Genomic DNA, 17,659 nt, shown 5'->3' on the forward strand with positions numbered 1-17,659 from the left:
GCCGTCGGCAATACGGGGTGAGTGGACAGCCTACATATCGAGATTGCTAGTGCTTGGCGAGGGCGAAGGGCGAAATGCTGCATGCACGCACGGCGCGGGTCCGACCGCGCGTTCGAAGCCGGAGGTGTGGCTGGTGATGTGATGGTTTCAAGCCAGGATAAAAAATTCCCACTATGCGCAGGTATAATAAATGTCGCACGAATCGCGTCGGCTCCATAATTATATGTCACGGAACGGTAGTGGCTGAAGCTTATAGCAGCGTCCTCCCGCACGGGTGTTGACTGAAGCAGCGCGGGCGTGCAGACCGCTCCACCTATCTATAAGGGGCATTGCGTGCAGTGAGTGAGGCGTTATGAATTCTATTGCCGCTGTGATTAGGCGCTTCTCGGGATGCAAGGTAAAACGGGTGGTCCCGGAGGTCGAGGCCGTATTCGATGTCGATTTTTATCTTCGCCGAAATCCCGACATCGCCGCGTCTGGTAAAGATCCGCTTACGCACTATTTGAACACCGGATGGGCCGAGGGGCGCGATCCGTCGCCCTTGTTCGACAATGATGCTTACCTTCGTGCCAATGTCGATGTCGCGCAGGCGGGGCTTAATCCGCTCCTGCATTTTATTGGGGCCGGCGCTAGAGAAAATCGCAATCCCCATCCGCTGTTTTTTGTGGATTGGTATTTGGCGCGGAACCCCGATGTGGCTGGGAGTAGAGTGAATCCATTGGTGCATTATCTAACGACAGGGTCGTTGGAGCGCCGCTGGCCAAACCCGCTGTTTGATCCTGAATGGTACAGAGCGAGAGCGCATCTCTCTGGAGAGGTTAACCCTCTCGCGCATTACATTGAAACGGGAGCAGCGGCGGGGATCGCACCGCATCCCCTTTTCGACAGCAGATGGTATCTCGAAAGAAACCCGGATGTTGCTGAGGCGGGGGGCAACCCGCTCGCGCACTATCTCATGCAGGGAGGTGTCGAAAAACGTCAGCCGCACCCGCTTTTTGATGCTTTCTGGTATATCGAGCAGAATCCGGATGTCGCGGCAGCTGGGGTGAACCCGCTTGTGCACTACGCAACGCAGGGGTGGCGAGAGGGACGTGATCCGAACCCGCTATTCGGAACGGCATGGTATCTGAAGCAAAACCCGGACGTCGCGGCCGCCGGAGTGAATCCGCTTGTGCACTATGCGACGCAGGGGTGGCGTGAGAGACGTGATCCGAACCCGCTATTCGAAATCGCATGGTATCTCACTGAAAATCCCGACGTCGCTAGCGCAGGCATCGATCCGCTGACGCATTTCTCTACGCAAGGATGGCGAGAGCGGCGAAGGCCGTCGGCACGGTTCGACGCGCGGTGCGATCTGGAAACTCTCCGAGAGTTTGTACACAAGGGCGCTCGGCCGCCTGAACGGTCCCTCAGGATGTCTCACCTTGAGAGGGGCGACCGAAACAATTCGGCCCCTGGTAACGAAGGCTCTGCCAGCACTGCGGCCTCCGCGAAAGATGGGAGCGCCCTGAAAAGCCAGACTTCACAGTACGCGACACTGCGCCAAGAGGTTTTGAGCTCAGGTCTGTGGGACGAGAATTGGTACCTAGCCAATTATTATGAGAGTTATCGTGAATATAAAAAGGGTAAGGTTAACGGCGAGCTTCTTTTTCCACTCGATTACTACCTTCAGGAAGGATGGAAGCGCGGGCACGAGCCTTCTAATCGGTTGCCTGTTCAGATCGATCAAAAACAGGTTGGATGCAGCAAAATCGAATATTTCCTCAACGTGGTAAGATTTGACGGATATCAATTTGACGAAAATATTTGGAAGCCCTCCGATAAACGAATTGCTGAGTATCGCGCGCGTAGAAGGCGTAAGTCGAAAAAGAGTGTGATGTACACCTGTATAGTCAAGGGATATGACGAGCTTATACAGCCTTATTACATATCTGATGACTGGGAGTACGTGTGCTTCACTGACGATCAGGATCTTCTCGCAAAGGGGCGCGTTGGCGTTTGGAGCATTTCGCCAATGTCGAACGTGCTATCGAATGCCACGCGAACAAATCGCTGGTATAAGATGCATCCTCACATTCTTTTTCCGGAATATCGGGAAAGTATATATATTGATGGAAACATAAACGTACTGAGTGATTATATTTTCAAACAAATATCAATTAGGAATAGCAATATTTTAATCCCGAAACATTTCGTGCGAGATTGCATATATCAAGAAATAATTGCGCTCCTTCATAGTTCGCGAATTTCGCAGGAAGATAAGGCTTTTTTGGTCGAGCAGAGAAAGTTTCTTGAGAAAGAAAATTTTCCAGAGAAATTTGGCCTTTGCGAAAATAATCTAATTTACCGCAAGCACAATGAGCCTGAAATTATCCAAATTATGGATGATTGGTGGGAGATCTACGGAAATTACTCATCACGCGACCAAGCGTCGCTAGCATATGTGTTTTGGAAGCACGGCTTGTCGTTGCGTGACCGCACGTTTGCCAATTGTCGAGTGAACTACAGAGATTTCGCGGTCGTAAAGCATTTGCCGGATCGACCGCTAAACCGCGTTAGGCTGCAGGCGCTGACGCCAGCTTTTGCCGAAAAAAATATCGCCGTCGTATTCTCTACAAATGAGCAGTTTATTCCATATCTAGGTGTAGCGATCTTCTCACTGCTCGAAAATGCGGACCAGAGCTACAACTACGACATCGTTATTCTGGCTCGAGGGCTTAATGGTCCGCTGGCGAAGCTATGTGAATTAGCGAACGGCCGGTCGAATGTGTCTATTCGAATTTACGATACAACAGCGCTCATCGAGTCACTCCCGGCGGGCATATTCCATGTGGAAGGGTATGTGCCGGTCGAGACCTATAACAAGTGCTTCATTACCGAGATTTTGTCGGGGTATGACCGATGTGCCTATTTGGACTCCGATATACTGGTTGTAGGCAATGTGCAGGAGCTGCATGACGTTGAGCTGGGGGGGCGTTCCGTCGGCGCGAGTGTTAACGTCGCTAATGTAAATGCCGCATTCTGCAAAAAAGATATCAAAGGAAAGCGCTTTGACGAGTATCTCGTCAATGAACTCGGTGTAATGGACCCCAATGAGTACTTTCAAGCTGGTGTACTTGTTCTTGATATGAACAAACTATACCAGAGAGATATGCGCCAACTCACGATTGATGCGTTGAAGGAAGTAGAAAAGCCAATATTCTTCGATCAATGTATTTTTAATCGTATATTTTATGGAGACGTGGCGTTCTTCTCCACTGCTTGGAATCATGTTTGGTATATGCAGCAATATTCCTATTTGAGGGGATCGGTGCCTGACGATGTGTTTTTCGACTACGCACACGGTCGGGTCGAGCCCAAGATCATCCACTATGCGGGCAAGGCAAAGCCCCAGAACCACCTCGGCTGGAAGCTCGCTGATAGGTTCTGGGACTATACGTACAGGTCGCCTTTTATTGAAGAAATTCGGAACGATGTCCTGAAGAAGGGTAGTGAGGTTACGCCCTATCTATCGAACGAGCCGGATTGGGAGTGGTCGCGGGTGAAACCACGAGTGCTCGTTCACATGCATTTGTACTACGTGGATCAGATCGAGGCGATGCTCGATGCGCTGGGTTCGATCGTTGACTGCGACTTTGATCTGTTTGTGACAATGGTCGAGAAGGACGAGGTTGTAGAAGGGCGTGTCCGTGAAGTATCCGGCGGCGCACGCTTTATAATCCTCCCGAACGCCGGGTACGATGTCTATCCTTTCCTCCATGTCCTCAAGGAGGTCCGGCTTGCGAACTACGAGTTTGTGCTGAAGTTCCACACGAAGAACGCGCGTCGTCCAGGCCAGGACGAAGTTTACGGCATCAAGGTGCCTGGATACCAGTGGAGGGATGAGCTGTTGAACGCAATCGTCGGCTCCAAGGATATTTTCCGCAAGAACCTTAATCGCTTACTCGACGATAGTACCCTTGGCTGCATCGGCGCCGAAAAGTTCATATTCTCGACGCGCGAGAACAACGAGGAGAAGACCTATTCACTCCCCGAATGGCGTGAGAAATGCGGCGTATCCAAGGGTAAACATTACGTTGGCGGTTCAATGTTCTTTGCTCGGGCTTACCCGTTCGAGCGATTGAAGGGCCTAAATATGCGGCCAGACGATTTCATGTCGCCGAATATGGGGACGAAGGATTACAAAAATAAGGCCCATGTTTTCGAGCGTCTATTTGGTATAGTTTTTGAGAACGAAGGATTCAGAATCGAGGGTTCTTGAGCATGCCGAGGTGCGAAGCGCATCACGCAAGGCGTGTCGACGTTGGTTCATCCGTCGACCATAACGGTGGCATATAGCAATGTAAGGATTGGCACGAAATGCTTGTAACCGACATAAAGGCACCGGCGAGTTTTGATTGCGATTTCTATAGAAATGATAAGCCATATCTCAGATCTGATGATGACGCGCGAGACCATTTTCTTGCGGTTGGTAGGAGGAGTGGGCTAAAGGGATCCCCCGCTTGTGATCTTGGGTATTTGCTTAATTTTATCCGAAACCTTAACCCGGGGAAGATGCTTGAGATCGGTCCCGGATGTTCTCCAAAATTGAAAGGCGAAAATGTATATTATTTTGACGTGAAATCAAAAGAAGAACTGGATGATCGATATCATAGTGAGCCGGGGGGCAATGGTGTTCCGGAAAAGATCCATTATGTCGATGGATCCGGTAACCTTGGTATTATCTCCGACAAGTTTGACGTCGTGTTTTCGTCGCATGCCATCGAACATGTGCTCGATCTCGTGAACCACCTGACCGATGTGGAAAATATACTGGAGCCAGGAGGTGTTTATGTAGTGGTGGCTCCGAACAAGAATTTTACGTTTGACTATTTTAAGCCAATATCTGTCGTTGAGGATGTCATCGCTAATCATTTCGACGGAAGACGCGCGTCTCCAAACGCGTTGCGGTCCGTATTGCTTGAAGAGCTTCGGCGCGCTCATAATGATCCTGCGCGCCATTGGGCGGGCGATCATGGAGAGCCGAGCTTTGAAAAGCTGCGCGCGCTGAGCAGTATCGGAAGATTCGAGGATATCGCAAGCAACGACGTTCAAATAAGTGGGTACCACAAATGGATTTTTACGGACGAGTCATTTGTAGAGCTTGTGAACGCATTAAATGAGCTTGATTTGATCTCTTTGAAAGTTCACGAATATTACAATACTCCATTTGGAGGCATGTCATTTTCTGCGGTTCTCGGGCGATAAATTTGGGGAAAGCGGACGTCGACTTATGCGTAGCTCGATAGACCCGGTTTTTCAGCGAGCAGGTGGTAGGACTCCATTGTGGCCTCAACAGCCGTTCGCCACTCCATCGGCACCAACGGATGGCCACGTCGAATAATGGAGGCGGATGACCGATGCCGACAAGTTTGTGTCTGCAACGGCCGCTGCCACGCCAGCCGATCTAGATGTCGTTTCTCAAGACGTTGTTCCGCTGGCTGAGCCTTTTGGCTGGCGGCTGTCTTGAGAGAGCATAGCGCGGCCGGGCGGTGTTGTAGAAATCCAAGTATCGGGCGAGGTCTTCGTTTCCGCTTTCGGAAGAGCGGTCGGTTTTGACCTGAGCCCCATTTGGTCCCGCATTTGAATTGAGAGTCTGTCGATACGGAGACAGACGATGCGCAAGAGCAAGTTTTCCGAGGAACAGATCATAGCGATCCTGGCCGAACAGGAACGCGGTATGGCGACGGCGGAGGTGTGCCGGCGTCACGGGGTCAGCTCGGCGACGTTTTACAAGTGGAAGGCCAAGTTCGGAGGGATGGACGTGTCCGATGCCCGTCGGCTGAAAGTGCTGGAGAAAGAGAACGCCCGGCTCAAGAAGCTGCTGGCCGACAGCCTGCTGGACAACTCGATCCTGAAAGACCTCTTGGGAAAGCCCTGACGACGCCCCGGATGAAGCGGGACGCGGCGCGACAAGTGATCGAGACCTACGAGATCTCCCAGCGCCGGGCCTGCCGTCTGGTCAGCGTCGATCCGAAGACGGTGCGGCGTGAAGCCGTGCCTGACAATCCGGATATCCGGGCTCGCATGCGTGAGATCGCGGCGGTGCGCCGCCGCTTCGGCTACCGGCGGATCGGGCTGATGCTGGCGCGGGAGGGCATCACCATGAACCAGAAGAAGCTGCGGCGGCTTTACAAGGAAGAAGGCTTGGCGGTGAAGCGCAGACGCGGCCGCAAGCGGGCCACAGGCACGCGCGAACCGATGCCTGTGCCGGATGGGCCGACCAAGCGCTGGAGCCTGGACTTCGTAGCGGACGTGTTCGGTCCGGCGCGGCGCTTCCGCATGCTCAATGTGATCGACGACTATACGCGCGAATGCCTGGCCCTGGTGGCAGATACATCGCTGTCGGGCGCACGTGTGACCCGTGAGTTGGACCGCTGCATCCGGCTCTATGGCAAGCCGGAGACCATCGTGTCCGACAACGGCACGGAGCTGACCAGCCGGGCGATCCTGGAATGGCAGAACCAGGTCGGCATCGCCTGGCACTACATCGCGCCGGGCAAGCCGCAGCAGAACGGCTTCGTGGAGTCGTTCAATGGAAAGCTGCGCGATGAATGCCTCAACGAGGAGGTGTTAGACAGCCTCGCTCATGCCCGCAAGGTGCTGGCGCGCTGGCGGCATGACTATAACCACCACCGGCCCCACTCATCCTTGGGCGGGCTGACGCCCTCAGCGTGCCGGTCGCTCGAGCTACGCGGGGGCTCCGCTCCCGGCACGCTCGCCAGACCTCAAACCATGGACTATGAAAGGATCAGACTCTCGAAATAAACGAGGGACCCGTGGGGCTCAGGTCAGTCGCAATCGCCGGCCGAGGTTGCTCACTTGATGATGGTTCTTGGGTCGCTGGTCACTACGCTATTCTCACGTAGAAAATCCTCATAAGCCGCCCGGTTCTCTTCCCGGCGCCGGTAGTACTTGCCGAGGTTGAGCTTCTCGTAGGCACGACGGATACCCCGCGGCGAGATGTCCGCACGGTTTGCGTCAATATGCGGGATCGCGGCGAATTCGGCCATCTCCCTCGTGCGGCTATCGTGATGCAGCAGGACGGCCGGAACGCCAGAATTGAGCGCCATGATAGTACCGTGTAGGCGCGTCCCGTAGACGAATTGATAAGATGTCATAGCCGCTGACCACTCGTCGACGTCGACATAGGTGCGGCCCGCTTCTCGTATGTAGGTGGCGAGGCTCGCCCAATCTGTTGCGCCGTAGACCTCTTGAATGAGCATCAGTGTTCGGTCGTTGAAGATGTCATGCTCATCGAAACCGAAGAGCAATGCTAGTTCTTCGAGTTCGGACTGATATAGAAGGTCGATACCTTCAGCATATGCGAAGCGGAACAGCGCCCGATTGGGAGTTTCCTCGCGCGCATACGGAGCATGGCTCGCAGAGTATCGCGTCGCGTGGATAAGGCTGCGCTTGAGATCGAAAGCCTCGAGCTTCGGCTCCCTGAAAGAGCGAAAGTCGCAATACAAGGACGGGCAGCCCGTTACCTGGGTATTGCGGTAGCCTAGGCGGGCGAGCACGTCTTTCGTGAATTCGCCGCGTACTGACACGCTTGCCGCTCGGTCAAAAACAGCGCGCAAGAAACGCTTCATACCCTCATGAAGGGGGATGTCGACATCATAACCGGCATTTTGGGCACCGAGACCGATGACAACGACCGGGATCTTTAGCTTTTCGATTCCATCCGCTACGTGACCGAAATCCACCCCGGGGTTCACCCAGTTCGCAGCGGGAATGACCACCGCATCAAACTCGGCATTCGCGCGGTCCGGATCGAAAACGAAGTTCAGACGCTCCTTGTCACCGCCAACCTGACGCCAGGCCGCATTTGTGAACAGAAGGTTTCCGGTGTTGCGACCGATCGCGTCGTAGAATGACGAGAAACGCGGAAACTGCGTAGGTGCGGGACGAGGGAGGAGGGATACAATTCCGTATCGGGGCATCGTTTAAACTAACTAACTTGAGTATTCGAAAAAAGAGGGTTGCAAATCGTGTCCGGGCGGTCCCCGGCTAAACTCAATAGCAGCGCGGGTATGGCGGGAAAACCCAGATTGGCTACACGCACTGCATGTGGGGAGGGGGTTTGCATATGGGCAGGCAAGATTCGTATAACGCGTTGGGAGAGGACCTGCTGTGACCAAAGCCATTTTTTCCCATGACGGCCAGTGCCCGATTTGCGAGGCGCCTGCGACGTTTTCGTCACGCTATTCGTGGTTTCGGGATCATCTTCTGTGCTCCGAATGTGGCTCAATTCCGCGGGAGCGCGCGTTGATGCGGGTTATCCGTGATTTCTACCCGAACTATAGTGACCTGGCTGTACACGAATCCTCGCCTGGAGGGCGAGGTGTCTCTCTCAAGTTGGTTCGGGAATGTGCAGCCTACTCCTACTCCCACTACTTCGAGGATGTTGAGCCGGGACAGCTTCACAGCGAGCGTGGAGAGCGATGCGAAAATATTGAAAATCTTACATTTCCCGACAATTCATTCGACCTATTCATTACGCAGGACGTAATGGAGCACATCTTCGACCCTGCAGCGGCCTTCCGAGAAATCGCCCGTGTGCTGAAGCCGGGAGGTGCTCATATTTTTACGGCGCCACTGGTGAACAGGGCCCGACCCAGCGAACGACGTGCGGATTTATTACCGGATCGGACTATCCGTCATTACAAGAAACCCGAATACCACGGTAATCCGGTTGATCCAGGGGGCTCGCTCGTCACGATGGACTGGGGTTATGATATTGCAGCACGCATCATGAGCGAAGCAGGCATGCCATCACTCGTGATCCAGATCGATGATGTTAATTCCGGAATACGAGCTGAATTTATTGAAGTTATCGTTAGTATGAAGCACTGACATGTCCACACTCGACCTCGACCATCTGCTCGATACGGCGATGCTTTTCGACCGGCCGGAGTTCGATCTCTCCGCTTATTTGACGCAAGTTGCACAACCTGAGGACTATGACCTTCGCGAAAAGATCGAGATGTGGCGGGAGACGGGTATTGTCAGGTTTGAGGGCGTCGTCTGTCCTGCGGAGATTGATCGATTGCTCCTGGATATCGAACGTCTTTGCGAGCGACGCGCGGAATTCGATGTTGAAGTTGAATTGCGTGGTTCACAGCATCGGTTGGCTGACATTGATTTCGATCCCCTCTCGGATACAGGGGTGAAATTCAACTGCCTAGAAAACATTTCGCTGGCAGCCCGGGAGCTGAGTCTCAACCAGTTTGTTTGCTCCTTCCTAGAGCATGTGTTTCAAGACGCTCCGGCAGTTTTGCAGTCGCTGACGTTATGGCGGGGTAGCAATCAACCCGCTCATACCGATTATCCTTACGTCAGAACGCAAACTAAACTGTCACACCTAGCCGCTAGCTGGATACCATTGGAGGACATACATCCCGACGCAGGGCCGCTCGCCTACTACCCGGGATCTCACAAGCCGGAATTGGTCCCCCCTTTCGACTGGGGCAAGGGGAGCGTCGTGTTGGAGCCAGATAGCTCGAAGAGCGCGGCCGATTTAGCCCCCTATCTTCATGGAGAGCTCAGCCGCACTGGCTTGTCGCAACAGGTATTCTTACCGAAAAAGGGCGATGTTTTGATTTGGCATGGCTGGTTGGTTCATGAAGGTACAGTGACAAGAAATCCGATTTTGACGCGAAAATCCTATGTCACGCACTACACGTCCCTCGGTGCTTACCCTGAGGCGCATATGTATCCTGAGGCTTTTTCGAAGGGACGCTTGACGGAACGCAATGGCGGGTATGTTTTCGATCACCCTTGGGTCAGAGATTCGCGGGCATTGCCCAGCTGGCGATGAGTTTCGGACGCCGCGTAGCCTTTTAATATTGAAATGCAGAATTATTGTGATCCTCACCGACCGAAACGCATTGACCGGATGAAATCCCAGCCATCGATGACGACAGCGAATAACAAACTTGAGATCTATTCGGCGCGAGCCAATAGCGGCCCCGTGGCCGTTATTGGCGATCTATTGGATGGGTGGCGCCGGGGCCCGATCTGGCGTGCTTTCGCCTGGGATGAAATCCAGCAACGCTATCGGCGTAGCATCCTGGGGCTGGCTTGGATAGTCATCTCCTACGTAATTTTTGTGTTGTCGATTGCGCTGTTTTTTGGCGGCTTTACAGCGATGGGATCGAACAGTTTCACCCCGTATGTCGCCGTCGGCTACGCTGCTTTTGGGTTTTTGATCGGGAACATCACCGACGGGTGTGAAGTTTTTCGCGGGTCGTCTACCTGGATCAAAAGTTCGTCTTTACCCTACTCTATATATATCTACAAAAGTATCGCGAGATCCTTTTTCCCATTTGTGGTGCAGCTTCTGACCGCACTTGTCCTTATGATCGGGTTCGGTTGGAGGCCACATTGGGGGATATTTCTCGCGGTGCCGGCGCTCCTGATTTTTCTTGTCAATGCGATTTGGCTACAATTGTTTTTTGGGCTTATCGCGGCGCGCTGGAGGGACATTGCCCATCTTGTCTCAGCGGTCACCAGAATTCTCTTCTTCATGACGCCGATCCTATGGGTTTATGAGGAACGGTCCGGGATTGTTCGAAAAATCGCTGGTATCAATCCTCTCACGCACTTCCTTCAGATATTCCGAGCACCGATTCTGGGCGAAAGCGTTGCATTGGAGAGCTGGTTGATCGTGCTTGGATGGACGGGGGCGGGCTGGATTGTCGCCGTGGCTACAGCCTCCGTCATGCGCCGCCGGCTTCCGTTTTGGGTGTAGGCATGGCCCGTATCACCGTCGATAAAGTATCACTCGTCTTTCCGCTCTATGCGCGAGCCCAATCCCAAGGAATGGGGGAAGCGGTCATCCATGATGACCGGATTATCATGTCGCCTGGCGGTAGAATTCTTGGCGTCAAAGCGCTCGAGGACATCTCGTTTGAACTCAACAGCGGCGATCGCCTTGCGGTGATTGGGCGAAACGGTTCCGGTAAGACAACGCTTCTGCAAGTGCTCTCAGGAATTATCCCGCCCGATATCGGTCAGGTGATTGTCGACGGGCGGTCGACCAACCTCATAAATATCAACCTCGGTATGCAAATGGAAGCGTCCGGCCATCGAAACATTACACTTCGCGGGCTTGCAGCGGGACATTCTCGTCACGAGATCGAGCGTCGCCGGAGCGATATCGCTGAGTTCTCCGAACTCGGCGAGTTCCTCGATATGCCAATTGAGACTTATTCTGCCGGGATGCGTATGCGCCTCAACTTCGCGATTGCAACGGCCTTTGAGCCTGAGATACTGCTGTTGGACGAGTGGATCAGCGCCGGCGACGCGGCCTTCCGGGCCAAGGCATCGCAGAGAATGACCAGTTTTGTCGGCAAGGCCGGCATTCTCGTTTTGGCATCGCACAGCCGAAAATTGATCCTGGACAATTGCAATCGGGCTATCTGGCTGGAAAATGGGACGATCCGCGCTGCGGGAGGAGTGGAAGAGTTGCTGAGCGAATATGACGCTGAGTTGCCGGCCCGACACGCGTGAACATATCCGCCAGCGCCGTCTCGAGACTCTGCCTGTCGCGGTCGTCGGACCGAATTTCCCAAAATTAGGAAAATCGCGACGACAATACGCATTGATCATTAGTGGCAAATGTCGTGGGCGTTGACCCAGCCCCCTGAATTCCGGCCACGGGATGGTAGAGTCCATCGAGAAGAGGATGGACGATGCGCAAGAGCCGTTATTCGGAAGAACAGATTATCGGGATGCTCCGCGAGCACGAGGCGGGAGTTCCTACCAAGGAGCTATGCCGCAAGTACGGCATCTCGGACGCGACATTTTACAAGTACAAGTCCAAGTTCGGCGGCATGACAGTGTCGGACGCCCAGCGGCTGCGTACGCTGGAGGCCGAGAATTCCGGCTGAAACGTCTTCTGGCCGAACAGATGCTGGACAATGCGGCGCTGAAGGACCTGGCCTCAAAAAACTTCTGACGCCCGATGTGAAGCGGCGGGCCGCGTGTCACCTGATGCAGGCGCACGGGCTGAGCGAACGTCGGGCGTGCCGGTTGGCCCGGCTGGACCGGTCGACCTTCCAGTATCGCAAGCGCGATCCGGGCGATGAACGCCTGCGCGACCGCCTGCGTGATCTGGCCGGGGAACGGCGAGGCTTCGGCTATCGCCGCCTGGGCATCCTTCTGGCCCGGGAGGGGCTGAATGCTAACCACAAGAAGCTGTACCGTAACTATCGCGAGGAAGGCCTGGCGGTGCGGCGGGGGCGAGGAAGCAAGCGGGCCATGGGCACGCGGCATCGAGTGGCATTACATCGCGCCGGGCAAGCCCCAGCAGAACGGGTTCGTGGAGAGCTTCAACGGACGCCTTCGGGACGAGTGCCTCAACGAGCACCTGTTAACATCGCTGAGCGAGGCACGCAGCCTGATCGAGGTCTGGCGGGTCGACTACAACACCTACCGGCCTCACACATCGATAGGCGGACTGGCGCCGGCGATCTACGCCCAGCAAACCCGCAACCGCCGGCCCGGATCGCCTGAGCTACGCATGGGCTCCGCTCACCGGGCCTTGAACCCAGAACCCAAACAGGAAAGAAGGCGAACAGACTCTCCTAACGAACAACCCGAATCAGGGGGCTGGGTCAACCTGAGCCAAGTTGCGGTCAGCGTTTAAGGAGCGCACCTGACTCTAGTTGGTCACAAAGTCGGAGGATATATTGACCGTATATGGATTTGCTCAGGTGTTCACCACGTGCCCGCAAATGTTGTGAGTCGATCCAACAATTAGTGTAGGCGATTTCTTCGAGGCACGATATCAGCAAGCCTTGGCGCTGTTCCAAGGTCCGAACAAACTCTGCGGCCTCGATCAATGAGGCAGGTGTTCCGGTATCGAGCCAAGCATAGCCACGCCCAAGCACCTCGACTTTTAAATCGCCTTGTTCGAGATAGACCTGATTGACGCTGGTAATCTCGAGTTCACCACGTGCCGACGGCTTCACAGATTTAGCAATATCGACGACATTCTTGTCGTAGAAATACAGACCTGTAACCGCGAAATTCGACTTCGGTTGAGCCGGTTTTTCTTCCAAAGATTTGACAACGCCGTTCGCGTCGAACTCGACTACGCCGTAGCGGTGAGGATCGTGAACTTGATATCCGAAGACCGTCGCGCCCGCTTCGACCTTCGCTGCGCGCTCCAGAGTCTGATTCAGACCATGGCCGTAGAATATGTTGTCTCCGAGCACGAGACACACGGAATTGTCACCGATGAATTCCTCACCGATGATAAAAGCTTGGGCCAATCCGTCTGGGTTGGGTTGGACTTGATAGTCCAACCGGATACCCCATTGCGAACCGTCCCCGAGCAGGTGTTTGAAGGCCGCTTGGTCGTCAGGGGTCGTGATGATCAGGATGTCCCGAATTCCAGCCATCATGAGGACCGAAAGCGGGTAGTAGATCATTGGCTTGTCGTAAATTGGAAGCAACTGCTTTGATACCGACAATGTGATCGGGTGGAGTCGCGTGCCGCTTCCTCCGGCCAGAATGATGCCCCGCATAATACGCTCCACTTAGTGTGATTTGGCGGACAGTTAGACCACGTCTCGCCGAGAGTCGAGGGAGGTGCTCATGATTATTTTCGCAGGTTTCGCCTAACATCCGCTTCGTGTATCCCGGACCAGTAATCATGGAGTTGAGGATGCAAATCGAGCAATTGGGCATTCCGGGCGTCATCGTCGTCACACCGCGGCGATTTGGAGATGATCGTGGCTATTTCTCGGAGAGCTACAACCAGAGGGCGTTCGTTGAAGCCGGAATCGATGCGACGTTCGTCCAGGATAACCAATCCTACTCCGCGCAGGCTGGAACTGTCCGGGGGCTTCATTTCCAGCGACCACCGCACGGACAGGGTAAGCTTGTGCGCGTCGTGACGGGCGCAATCCTCGACGTAGTGGTCGACGCCCGCCGTGGAAGTCCGACTTATGGGCAGCATGTGAAGGTCGAGCTTTCAGCAAAAAATGGCCGTCAGTTGTGGGTTCCTGTCGGGTTCCTTCATGGCTTTGTAACGCTCGAACCGCATACACAGGTTGTCTATAAGGTGACGGATTTCTACGATGCTGCGAGCGACGGCGGCGTGTATTGGGCAGATCCGGCGCTCGCAATCGATTGGGGTATAAGCGAATCTGCGGGCGTACTTTCTCGCAAAGACGCGGAAGCGAGTTCTTGGAGTGAGTTTGACTCTCCGTTCGAATATTCCGCTTGAATCGGTTCGGTGTGTAAGAGGATGAAATGAAAATTCTAGTGACTGGGGGTGCGGGCTTTATCGGCTCGGAGGTGGTTCGCCACGCGATTTCCAATCGCGGATACGGCATCGTCAATGTCGATGCTTTGACCTATGCGGCCAACCCAGCCAATCTCGATTCTGTGGTGGACGATCCGCGCTATGCTTTCGTGCAGGCGGATATTCGTGATGCTGATGCTATCGCGCGAGTGTTTGCGGAGCACGACCCAGATGCGGTGATGCATTTGGCTGCGGAATCACATGTGGACCGTTCTATCGAGGGACCGCTGGCCTTTGTCGAGACGAATGTGGTGGGAACAGCCATTCTCCTCCAGGCGGCGCGCGACCATTGGCAACACCTCAATGACCAGAGAAAAGCGCGCTTCCGATTCCATCACGTATCGACAGACGAGGTGTATGGGAGTCTTGGGGAGGCCGGTTACTTTACCGAAGAGAGCCGATATCAGCCAAACTCACCCTATGCTTCAAGCAAGGCGTCGTCTGACCTTCTAGTCCGAGCCTGGGGTCGGACTTATGGCATGCCGGTTGTGATCTCCAATTGTTCTAACAATTACGGTCCGTACCAGTTCCCGGAAAAACTCATTCCAGTTGTTATCTTAAAGGCGCTAGCTGGCGAGCCTATTCCGGTCTATGGCGATGGGTCCAATGTGCGAGACTGGCTCTACGTCGCCGATCACGCGGAAGCTTTGCTGACCATTCTTGAGAAGGGACGCGTTGGCGAAATCTACAATGTAGGCGGCGATGCCGAAGTGAGTAACATTGACCTCGTCCGCCGCATTTGCGCGCACATCGACCGCGAGCTGGGCCGTGATACGCCTTCCGCTGAGCTGATCACCTACGTGACAGATCGACCGGGCCATGACTTCCGCTATGCGATCGACGCTTCAAAGATCAAGGATGAACTCGGCTGGTCGCCGTCGGTCTCGGTTGATGAGGGGCTCGCCCAAACAGTAAGATGGTATCTGCACAATCAGGACTGGTGGCAAGCTATCCTTGGCCGTGGGTTCAAGCAGGAGCGGATCGGACTTAAAAGGGCGCACGTGGCTGAATAATGACGAGGTTATTCATTTTCGGCGCGACCGGTCAGGTTGCGCGTTGCATCATCGCTAAAGCGTCTGAAGCTGGTGTCAGCTCGACGGCCCTATCCCGTCGCGACGTGGATTTAACCGATCCGGCTGCAGTGCGCGCGGCAATTCAGCATGCGCCGAATGGTTCTGTGGTAGTAAATGCTGCCGCGTATACGGCGGTAGATCGGGCCGAAAGCGAGCCGGAGCTGGCAGACATCATAAACGCGCAGGCGCCTGGCGCGATGGCCATTGCCTGTGCCGAGCGGCGTCTCCCTTTCATCCACATCTCGACCGATTATGTGTTCGACGGTAAGAAGTCAACGCCCTATGTCGAATCCGACTCCACGAACCCGCAGGGCGTTTACGGACGGTCGAAGCGAGATGGCGAGTGCCGTGTGCTGGAGGCGCACTCCAGCAGTCTGGTCCTGCGAACGTCTTGGGTGTATTCGGCCCATGCGAATAATTTCGTCAAGACGATGCTACGTGTCGGTGCAGAGCGCGAGGAGTTGTCAGTGGTCGACGATCAAGTCGGTTGTCCGACAAGCGCCGTCGATATTGCGACAGCTATCCTGACGGCGGCACGGTCATTCTCGATCAACGGGCGGCAAGGTGGCATCTACCATTTCAGCGGAACCGGTGAGACCAGCTGGGCTGGGTTTGCTGAAGAAATTTTCGCGAAATCTAAGCGCTTGGGCGGACCGGTTGCGCGGGTACGACGGATTCCCTCAAAGGACTATCCTGTGCCGGCGAAACGTCCTGCAAATTCTCGCCTATCGTCGGATCTGTTCGCATCTCACTTTGAGTGCCGGGCTCCGGCGTGGCAGGAAAGCCTTAGCGTGGTACTTGAGGAGTTATTAGCGGCCTGATTTTCAGAGCGATTGTCATTGACGGATATTTATCGTGCTTGGAGACATTGTCGCGGTGTCGCGACATGAATCAAACTCTGCACGCATGTGTGATTTTTGAGCTTTGACTTTGTATGGCACTGCCGCCCGGCTTCTCAGGCAGAACGGATTATCGGTATGATCGCCGCCTTTTTCGAGGCCACCATTCGTTCGGCCGCACAGCTGATTAACATCGTGAGGCTCAGTGGGCTGCGTGGCGGTGAGGTTTACGGCGCTGGTCGGCCAACTGTGGTGGGAGTGTTCCGCGCGGCGTCCGGAATCGGCAGTGGGGCGCGGCTGTTATATCAGACTCTTGCGGATGCCGGTCTGGAGCCGAGCCTGGTCGATCTTACGGACCTGTTGGCACGGGGACAGGCGTTAGTTGATTGGTCGCCGTCTGTTGATCCGGCGCCGGACGATGGACGCGGGCCGATCATCGTTCACCTCAATGCTCCAGAAGTCGCTTATGCTCTTAAGGCACTAGGGCCGCAGAATTTGAAAGGACGACTGCGCATCGCCTACTGGGCGTGGGAGCTGGAACGGTTGCCGCGCAGCTGGGTCTACAGCAAAGGCTATTTCCACGAGATTTGGGCCCCTAGCGATTACACCGCGGCGGCAATTCGAGGTGAGGATGTGACCTGCCAGGTTCGCTCCGTTGGATATGCGCTCCCTGCTTCGGCACAGACTTTTACAGACCCGCAAGTCTGGCGCGACAGGTTGGCCCCAAACGGGGAGCTGATCGTGTTCAACGCGTTCGATTTTCGTTCATCTATGGAGCGGAAGAATCCGGTTGCCGCGATTGAAATTTTTCGTCGCGCCATGCGAGGTCGTACCGACGCGATTCTGGTTCTCAAGCAGGGTAGCCTCGAAAGCAGCCTGACCGAGGTCAGGCGCTTAGAGGAGATTATCAATGGGGATCCGCGAATTCGGCTGATCGATCAGGTTCTCGATAGCGGTAGTATGCAATCTCTTATCGCAGCCGCAGACATATATCTCTCACCGCATCGGTGCGAGGGGTTCGGTCTGATGTTGGCGCAATCCCTGCTTGCCGGAAAAGAGGTCATCATGACCAAGTGGTCCGGAAATATGGATTTCGGTGACCTACCTGGAGTGCATTCAATTGAGTTCAAGCTGGTGCCGGTCAACGATCCGTCGGGTATCTACTCGGCCAGGCACGGCCGATGGGCAGAACCGGACCCGGAACATGGTGCCAGCCTTTTACGCTCCGTCCTCGACTTCTCTGTGTCGAAACGGGCGGATCGGAGTGAAGCAATTGCTGCGGCGGCCACGCGGCACTTTAGCGTCACAAATTGGGTCGATAGACTTGGCGATCGTTTTCGGGCGTGCGCGGAAAATCCGTTCCGGGCCAGTTCGTAAGGTAGATGATC

Annotated in this window: 13 protein-coding genes and 1 pseudogene; 12 read left to right on the forward strand and 2 right to left on the reverse strand. The window is 54.7% G+C overall.

Going from position 1 to position 17,659, the window contains the following annotated elements:
- The first annotated feature begins 352 nt into the window (after window positions 1-352).
- The 3 genes from AC13HB_RS00940 (at window position 353) to AC13HB_RS00950 (ending at window position 6,807) form a co-directional block, all read left to right on the forward strand.
- Window positions 353-4,261 (forward strand): glycosyltransferase, encoded by a 3,909-nt coding sequence (locus AC13HB_RS00940; RefSeq protein ID WP_482947841.1) that lies wholly within the window; start codon window positions 353-355, stop codon window positions 4,259-4,261.
- A gap of 98 nt (window positions 4,262-4,359) precedes the next feature.
- Complete coding sequence (locus AC13HB_RS00945; protein ID WP_482947842.1) at window positions 4,360-5,247, forward strand: class I SAM-dependent methyltransferase; 888 nt, start codon at window positions 4,360-4,362, stop codon at window positions 5,245-5,247.
- Window positions 5,248-5,656: 409 nt separating this feature from the next.
- Window positions 5,657-6,807 (forward strand): IS3 family transposase gene (locus AC13HB_RS00950; protein ID WP_482947843.1). Its coding sequence is split into 2 segments (ribosomal slippage): window positions 5,657-5,903 and window positions 5,903-6,807, totalling 1,152 coding nucleotides; the frame shifts between segments, so codons are not numbered across the junction.
- A gap of 50 nt (window positions 6,808-6,857) precedes the next feature.
- On the opposite strand, the gene AC13HB_RS00955 is transcribed toward AC13HB_RS00950, so the two are convergent.
- Window positions 6,858-7,985, reverse strand: a complete 1,128-nt coding sequence (locus AC13HB_RS00955; protein WP_482947844.1) for a polysaccharide pyruvyl transferase family protein — start codon at window positions 7,983-7,985, stop codon at window positions 6,858-6,860.
- Between the two features lie 190 nt (window positions 7,986-8,175).
- Here AC13HB_RS00955 and AC13HB_RS00960 point away from each other — a divergent pair, with 190 nt between their 5' ends.
- The 5 genes and pseudogenes from AC13HB_RS00960 to AC13HB_RS00980 all read left to right on the forward strand — a co-directional run bounded on the left by AC13HB_RS00960 (window position 8,176) and on the right by AC13HB_RS00980 (window position 12,694).
- On the forward strand, window positions 8,176-8,898 hold the full coding sequence (locus AC13HB_RS00960; RefSeq protein WP_482947845.1) for a class I SAM-dependent methyltransferase: 723 nt from the start codon (window positions 8,176-8,178) through the stop codon (window positions 8,896-8,898).
- A gap of 1 nt (window position 8,899) precedes the next feature.
- Window positions 8,900-9,862 (forward strand): phytanoyl-CoA dioxygenase family protein, encoded by a 963-nt coding sequence (locus AC13HB_RS00965; RefSeq protein ID WP_482947846.1) that lies wholly within the window; start codon window positions 8,900-8,902, stop codon window positions 9,860-9,862.
- A gap of 96 nt (window positions 9,863-9,958) precedes the next feature.
- Complete coding sequence (locus AC13HB_RS00970; RefSeq protein ID WP_482947847.1) at window positions 9,959-10,795, forward strand: ABC transporter permease; 837 nt, start codon at window positions 9,959-9,961, stop codon at window positions 10,793-10,795.
- A gap of 2 nt (window positions 10,796-10,797) precedes the next feature.
- Entirely contained in the window at window positions 10,798-11,556 is a 759-nt protein-coding gene (locus AC13HB_RS00975; protein ID WP_482947848.1) for an ABC transporter ATP-binding protein, read from the forward strand.
- 182 nt (window positions 11,557-11,738) lie between these two features.
- Window positions 11,739-12,694: pseudogene (locus tag AC13HB_RS00980) on the forward strand (integrase core domain-containing protein).
- On the opposite strand, the gene rfbA reads toward AC13HB_RS00980, so the two are convergent.
- Window positions 12,684-13,577 (reverse strand): glucose-1-phosphate thymidylyltransferase RfbA, encoded by an 894-nt coding sequence (rfbA, locus tag AC13HB_RS00985; protein WP_482947849.1) that lies wholly within the window; start codon window positions 13,575-13,577, stop codon window positions 12,684-12,686. The pseudogene AC13HB_RS00980 and the gene rfbA sit on opposite strands and share 11 nt — an antisense overlap.
- 140 nt (window positions 13,578-13,717) lie before the next feature.
- Here rfbA and rfbC point away from each other — a divergent pair, with 140 nt between their 5' ends.
- The 4 genes from rfbC (at window position 13,718) to AC13HB_RS01005 (ending at window position 17,648) form a co-directional block, all read left to right on the forward strand.
- The gene (rfbC, locus tag AC13HB_RS00990) at window positions 13,718-14,281 is read left to right on the forward strand and encodes a dTDP-4-dehydrorhamnose 3,5-epimerase (protein ID WP_482947850.1); all 564 of its coding nucleotides are present in this window, start codon (window positions 13,718-13,720) and stop codon (window positions 14,279-14,281) included.
- Between the two features lie 26 nt (window positions 14,282-14,307).
- Window positions 14,308-15,372: a dTDP-glucose 4,6-dehydratase gene (rfbB, locus tag AC13HB_RS00995; RefSeq protein WP_482947851.1), complete on the forward strand. Its 1,065-nt coding sequence runs from the start codon at window positions 14,308-14,310 to the stop codon at window positions 15,370-15,372.
- Window positions 15,372-16,253: a dTDP-4-dehydrorhamnose reductase gene (gene rfbD, locus AC13HB_RS01000; RefSeq protein WP_482947852.1), complete on the forward strand. Its 882-nt coding sequence runs from the start codon at window positions 15,372-15,374 to the stop codon at window positions 16,251-16,253. Before rfbB ends, rfbD begins: the two co-directional genes overlap by 1 nt.
- A gap of 156 nt (window positions 16,254-16,409) precedes the next feature.
- On the forward strand, window positions 16,410-17,648 hold the full coding sequence (locus tag AC13HB_RS01005; protein ID WP_482947853.1) for a glycosyltransferase: 1,239 nt from the start codon (window positions 16,410-16,412) through the stop codon (window positions 17,646-17,648).
- The last annotated feature ends 11 nt before the right edge of the window (window positions 17,649-17,659 follow it).

The sequence above is a fragment of the Maricaulis sp. B-26 genome (genome assembly GCF_056857855.1).

Coding starts and splice junctions, on each gene's coding strand:
- AC13HB_RS00940 (WP_482947841.1), top strand. CDS start 353: ATGAATTCTATTGCCGCTGTGATTAGGCGCTTCTCGGGATGCAAGGTA.
- AC13HB_RS00945 (WP_482947842.1), top strand. CDS start 4,360: ATGCTTGTAACCGACATAAAGGCACCGGCGAGTTTTGATTGCGATTTC.
- AC13HB_RS00955 (WP_482947844.1), bottom strand. CDS start 7,985: ATGCCCCGATACGGAATTGTATCCCTCCTCCCTCGTCCCGCACCTACG.
- AC13HB_RS00965 (WP_482947846.1), top strand. CDS start 8,900: ATGTCCACACTCGACCTCGACCATCTGCTCGATACGGCGATGCTTTTC.
- AC13HB_RS00970 (WP_482947847.1), top strand. CDS start 9,959: ATGACGACAGCGAATAACAAACTTGAGATCTATTCGGCGCGAGCCAAT.
- AC13HB_RS00975 (WP_482947848.1), top strand. CDS start 10,798: ATGGCCCGTATCACCGTCGATAAAGTATCACTCGTCTTTCCGCTCTAT.
- rfbA (WP_482947849.1), bottom strand. CDS start 13,577: ATGCGGGGCATCATTCTGGCCGGAGGAAGCGGCACGCGACTCCACCCG.
- rfbC (WP_482947850.1), top strand. CDS start 13,718: ATGCAAATCGAGCAATTGGGCATTCCGGGCGTCATCGTCGTCACACCG.
- rfbB (WP_482947851.1), top strand. CDS start 14,308: ATGAAAATTCTAGTGACTGGGGGTGCGGGCTTTATCGGCTCGGAGGTG.
- rfbD (WP_482947852.1), top strand. CDS start 15,372: ATGACGAGGTTATTCATTTTCGGCGCGACCGGTCAGGTTGCGCGTTGC.
- AC13HB_RS01005 (WP_482947853.1), top strand. CDS start 16,410: ATGATCGCCGCCTTTTTCGAGGCCACCATTCGTTCGGCCGCACAGCTG.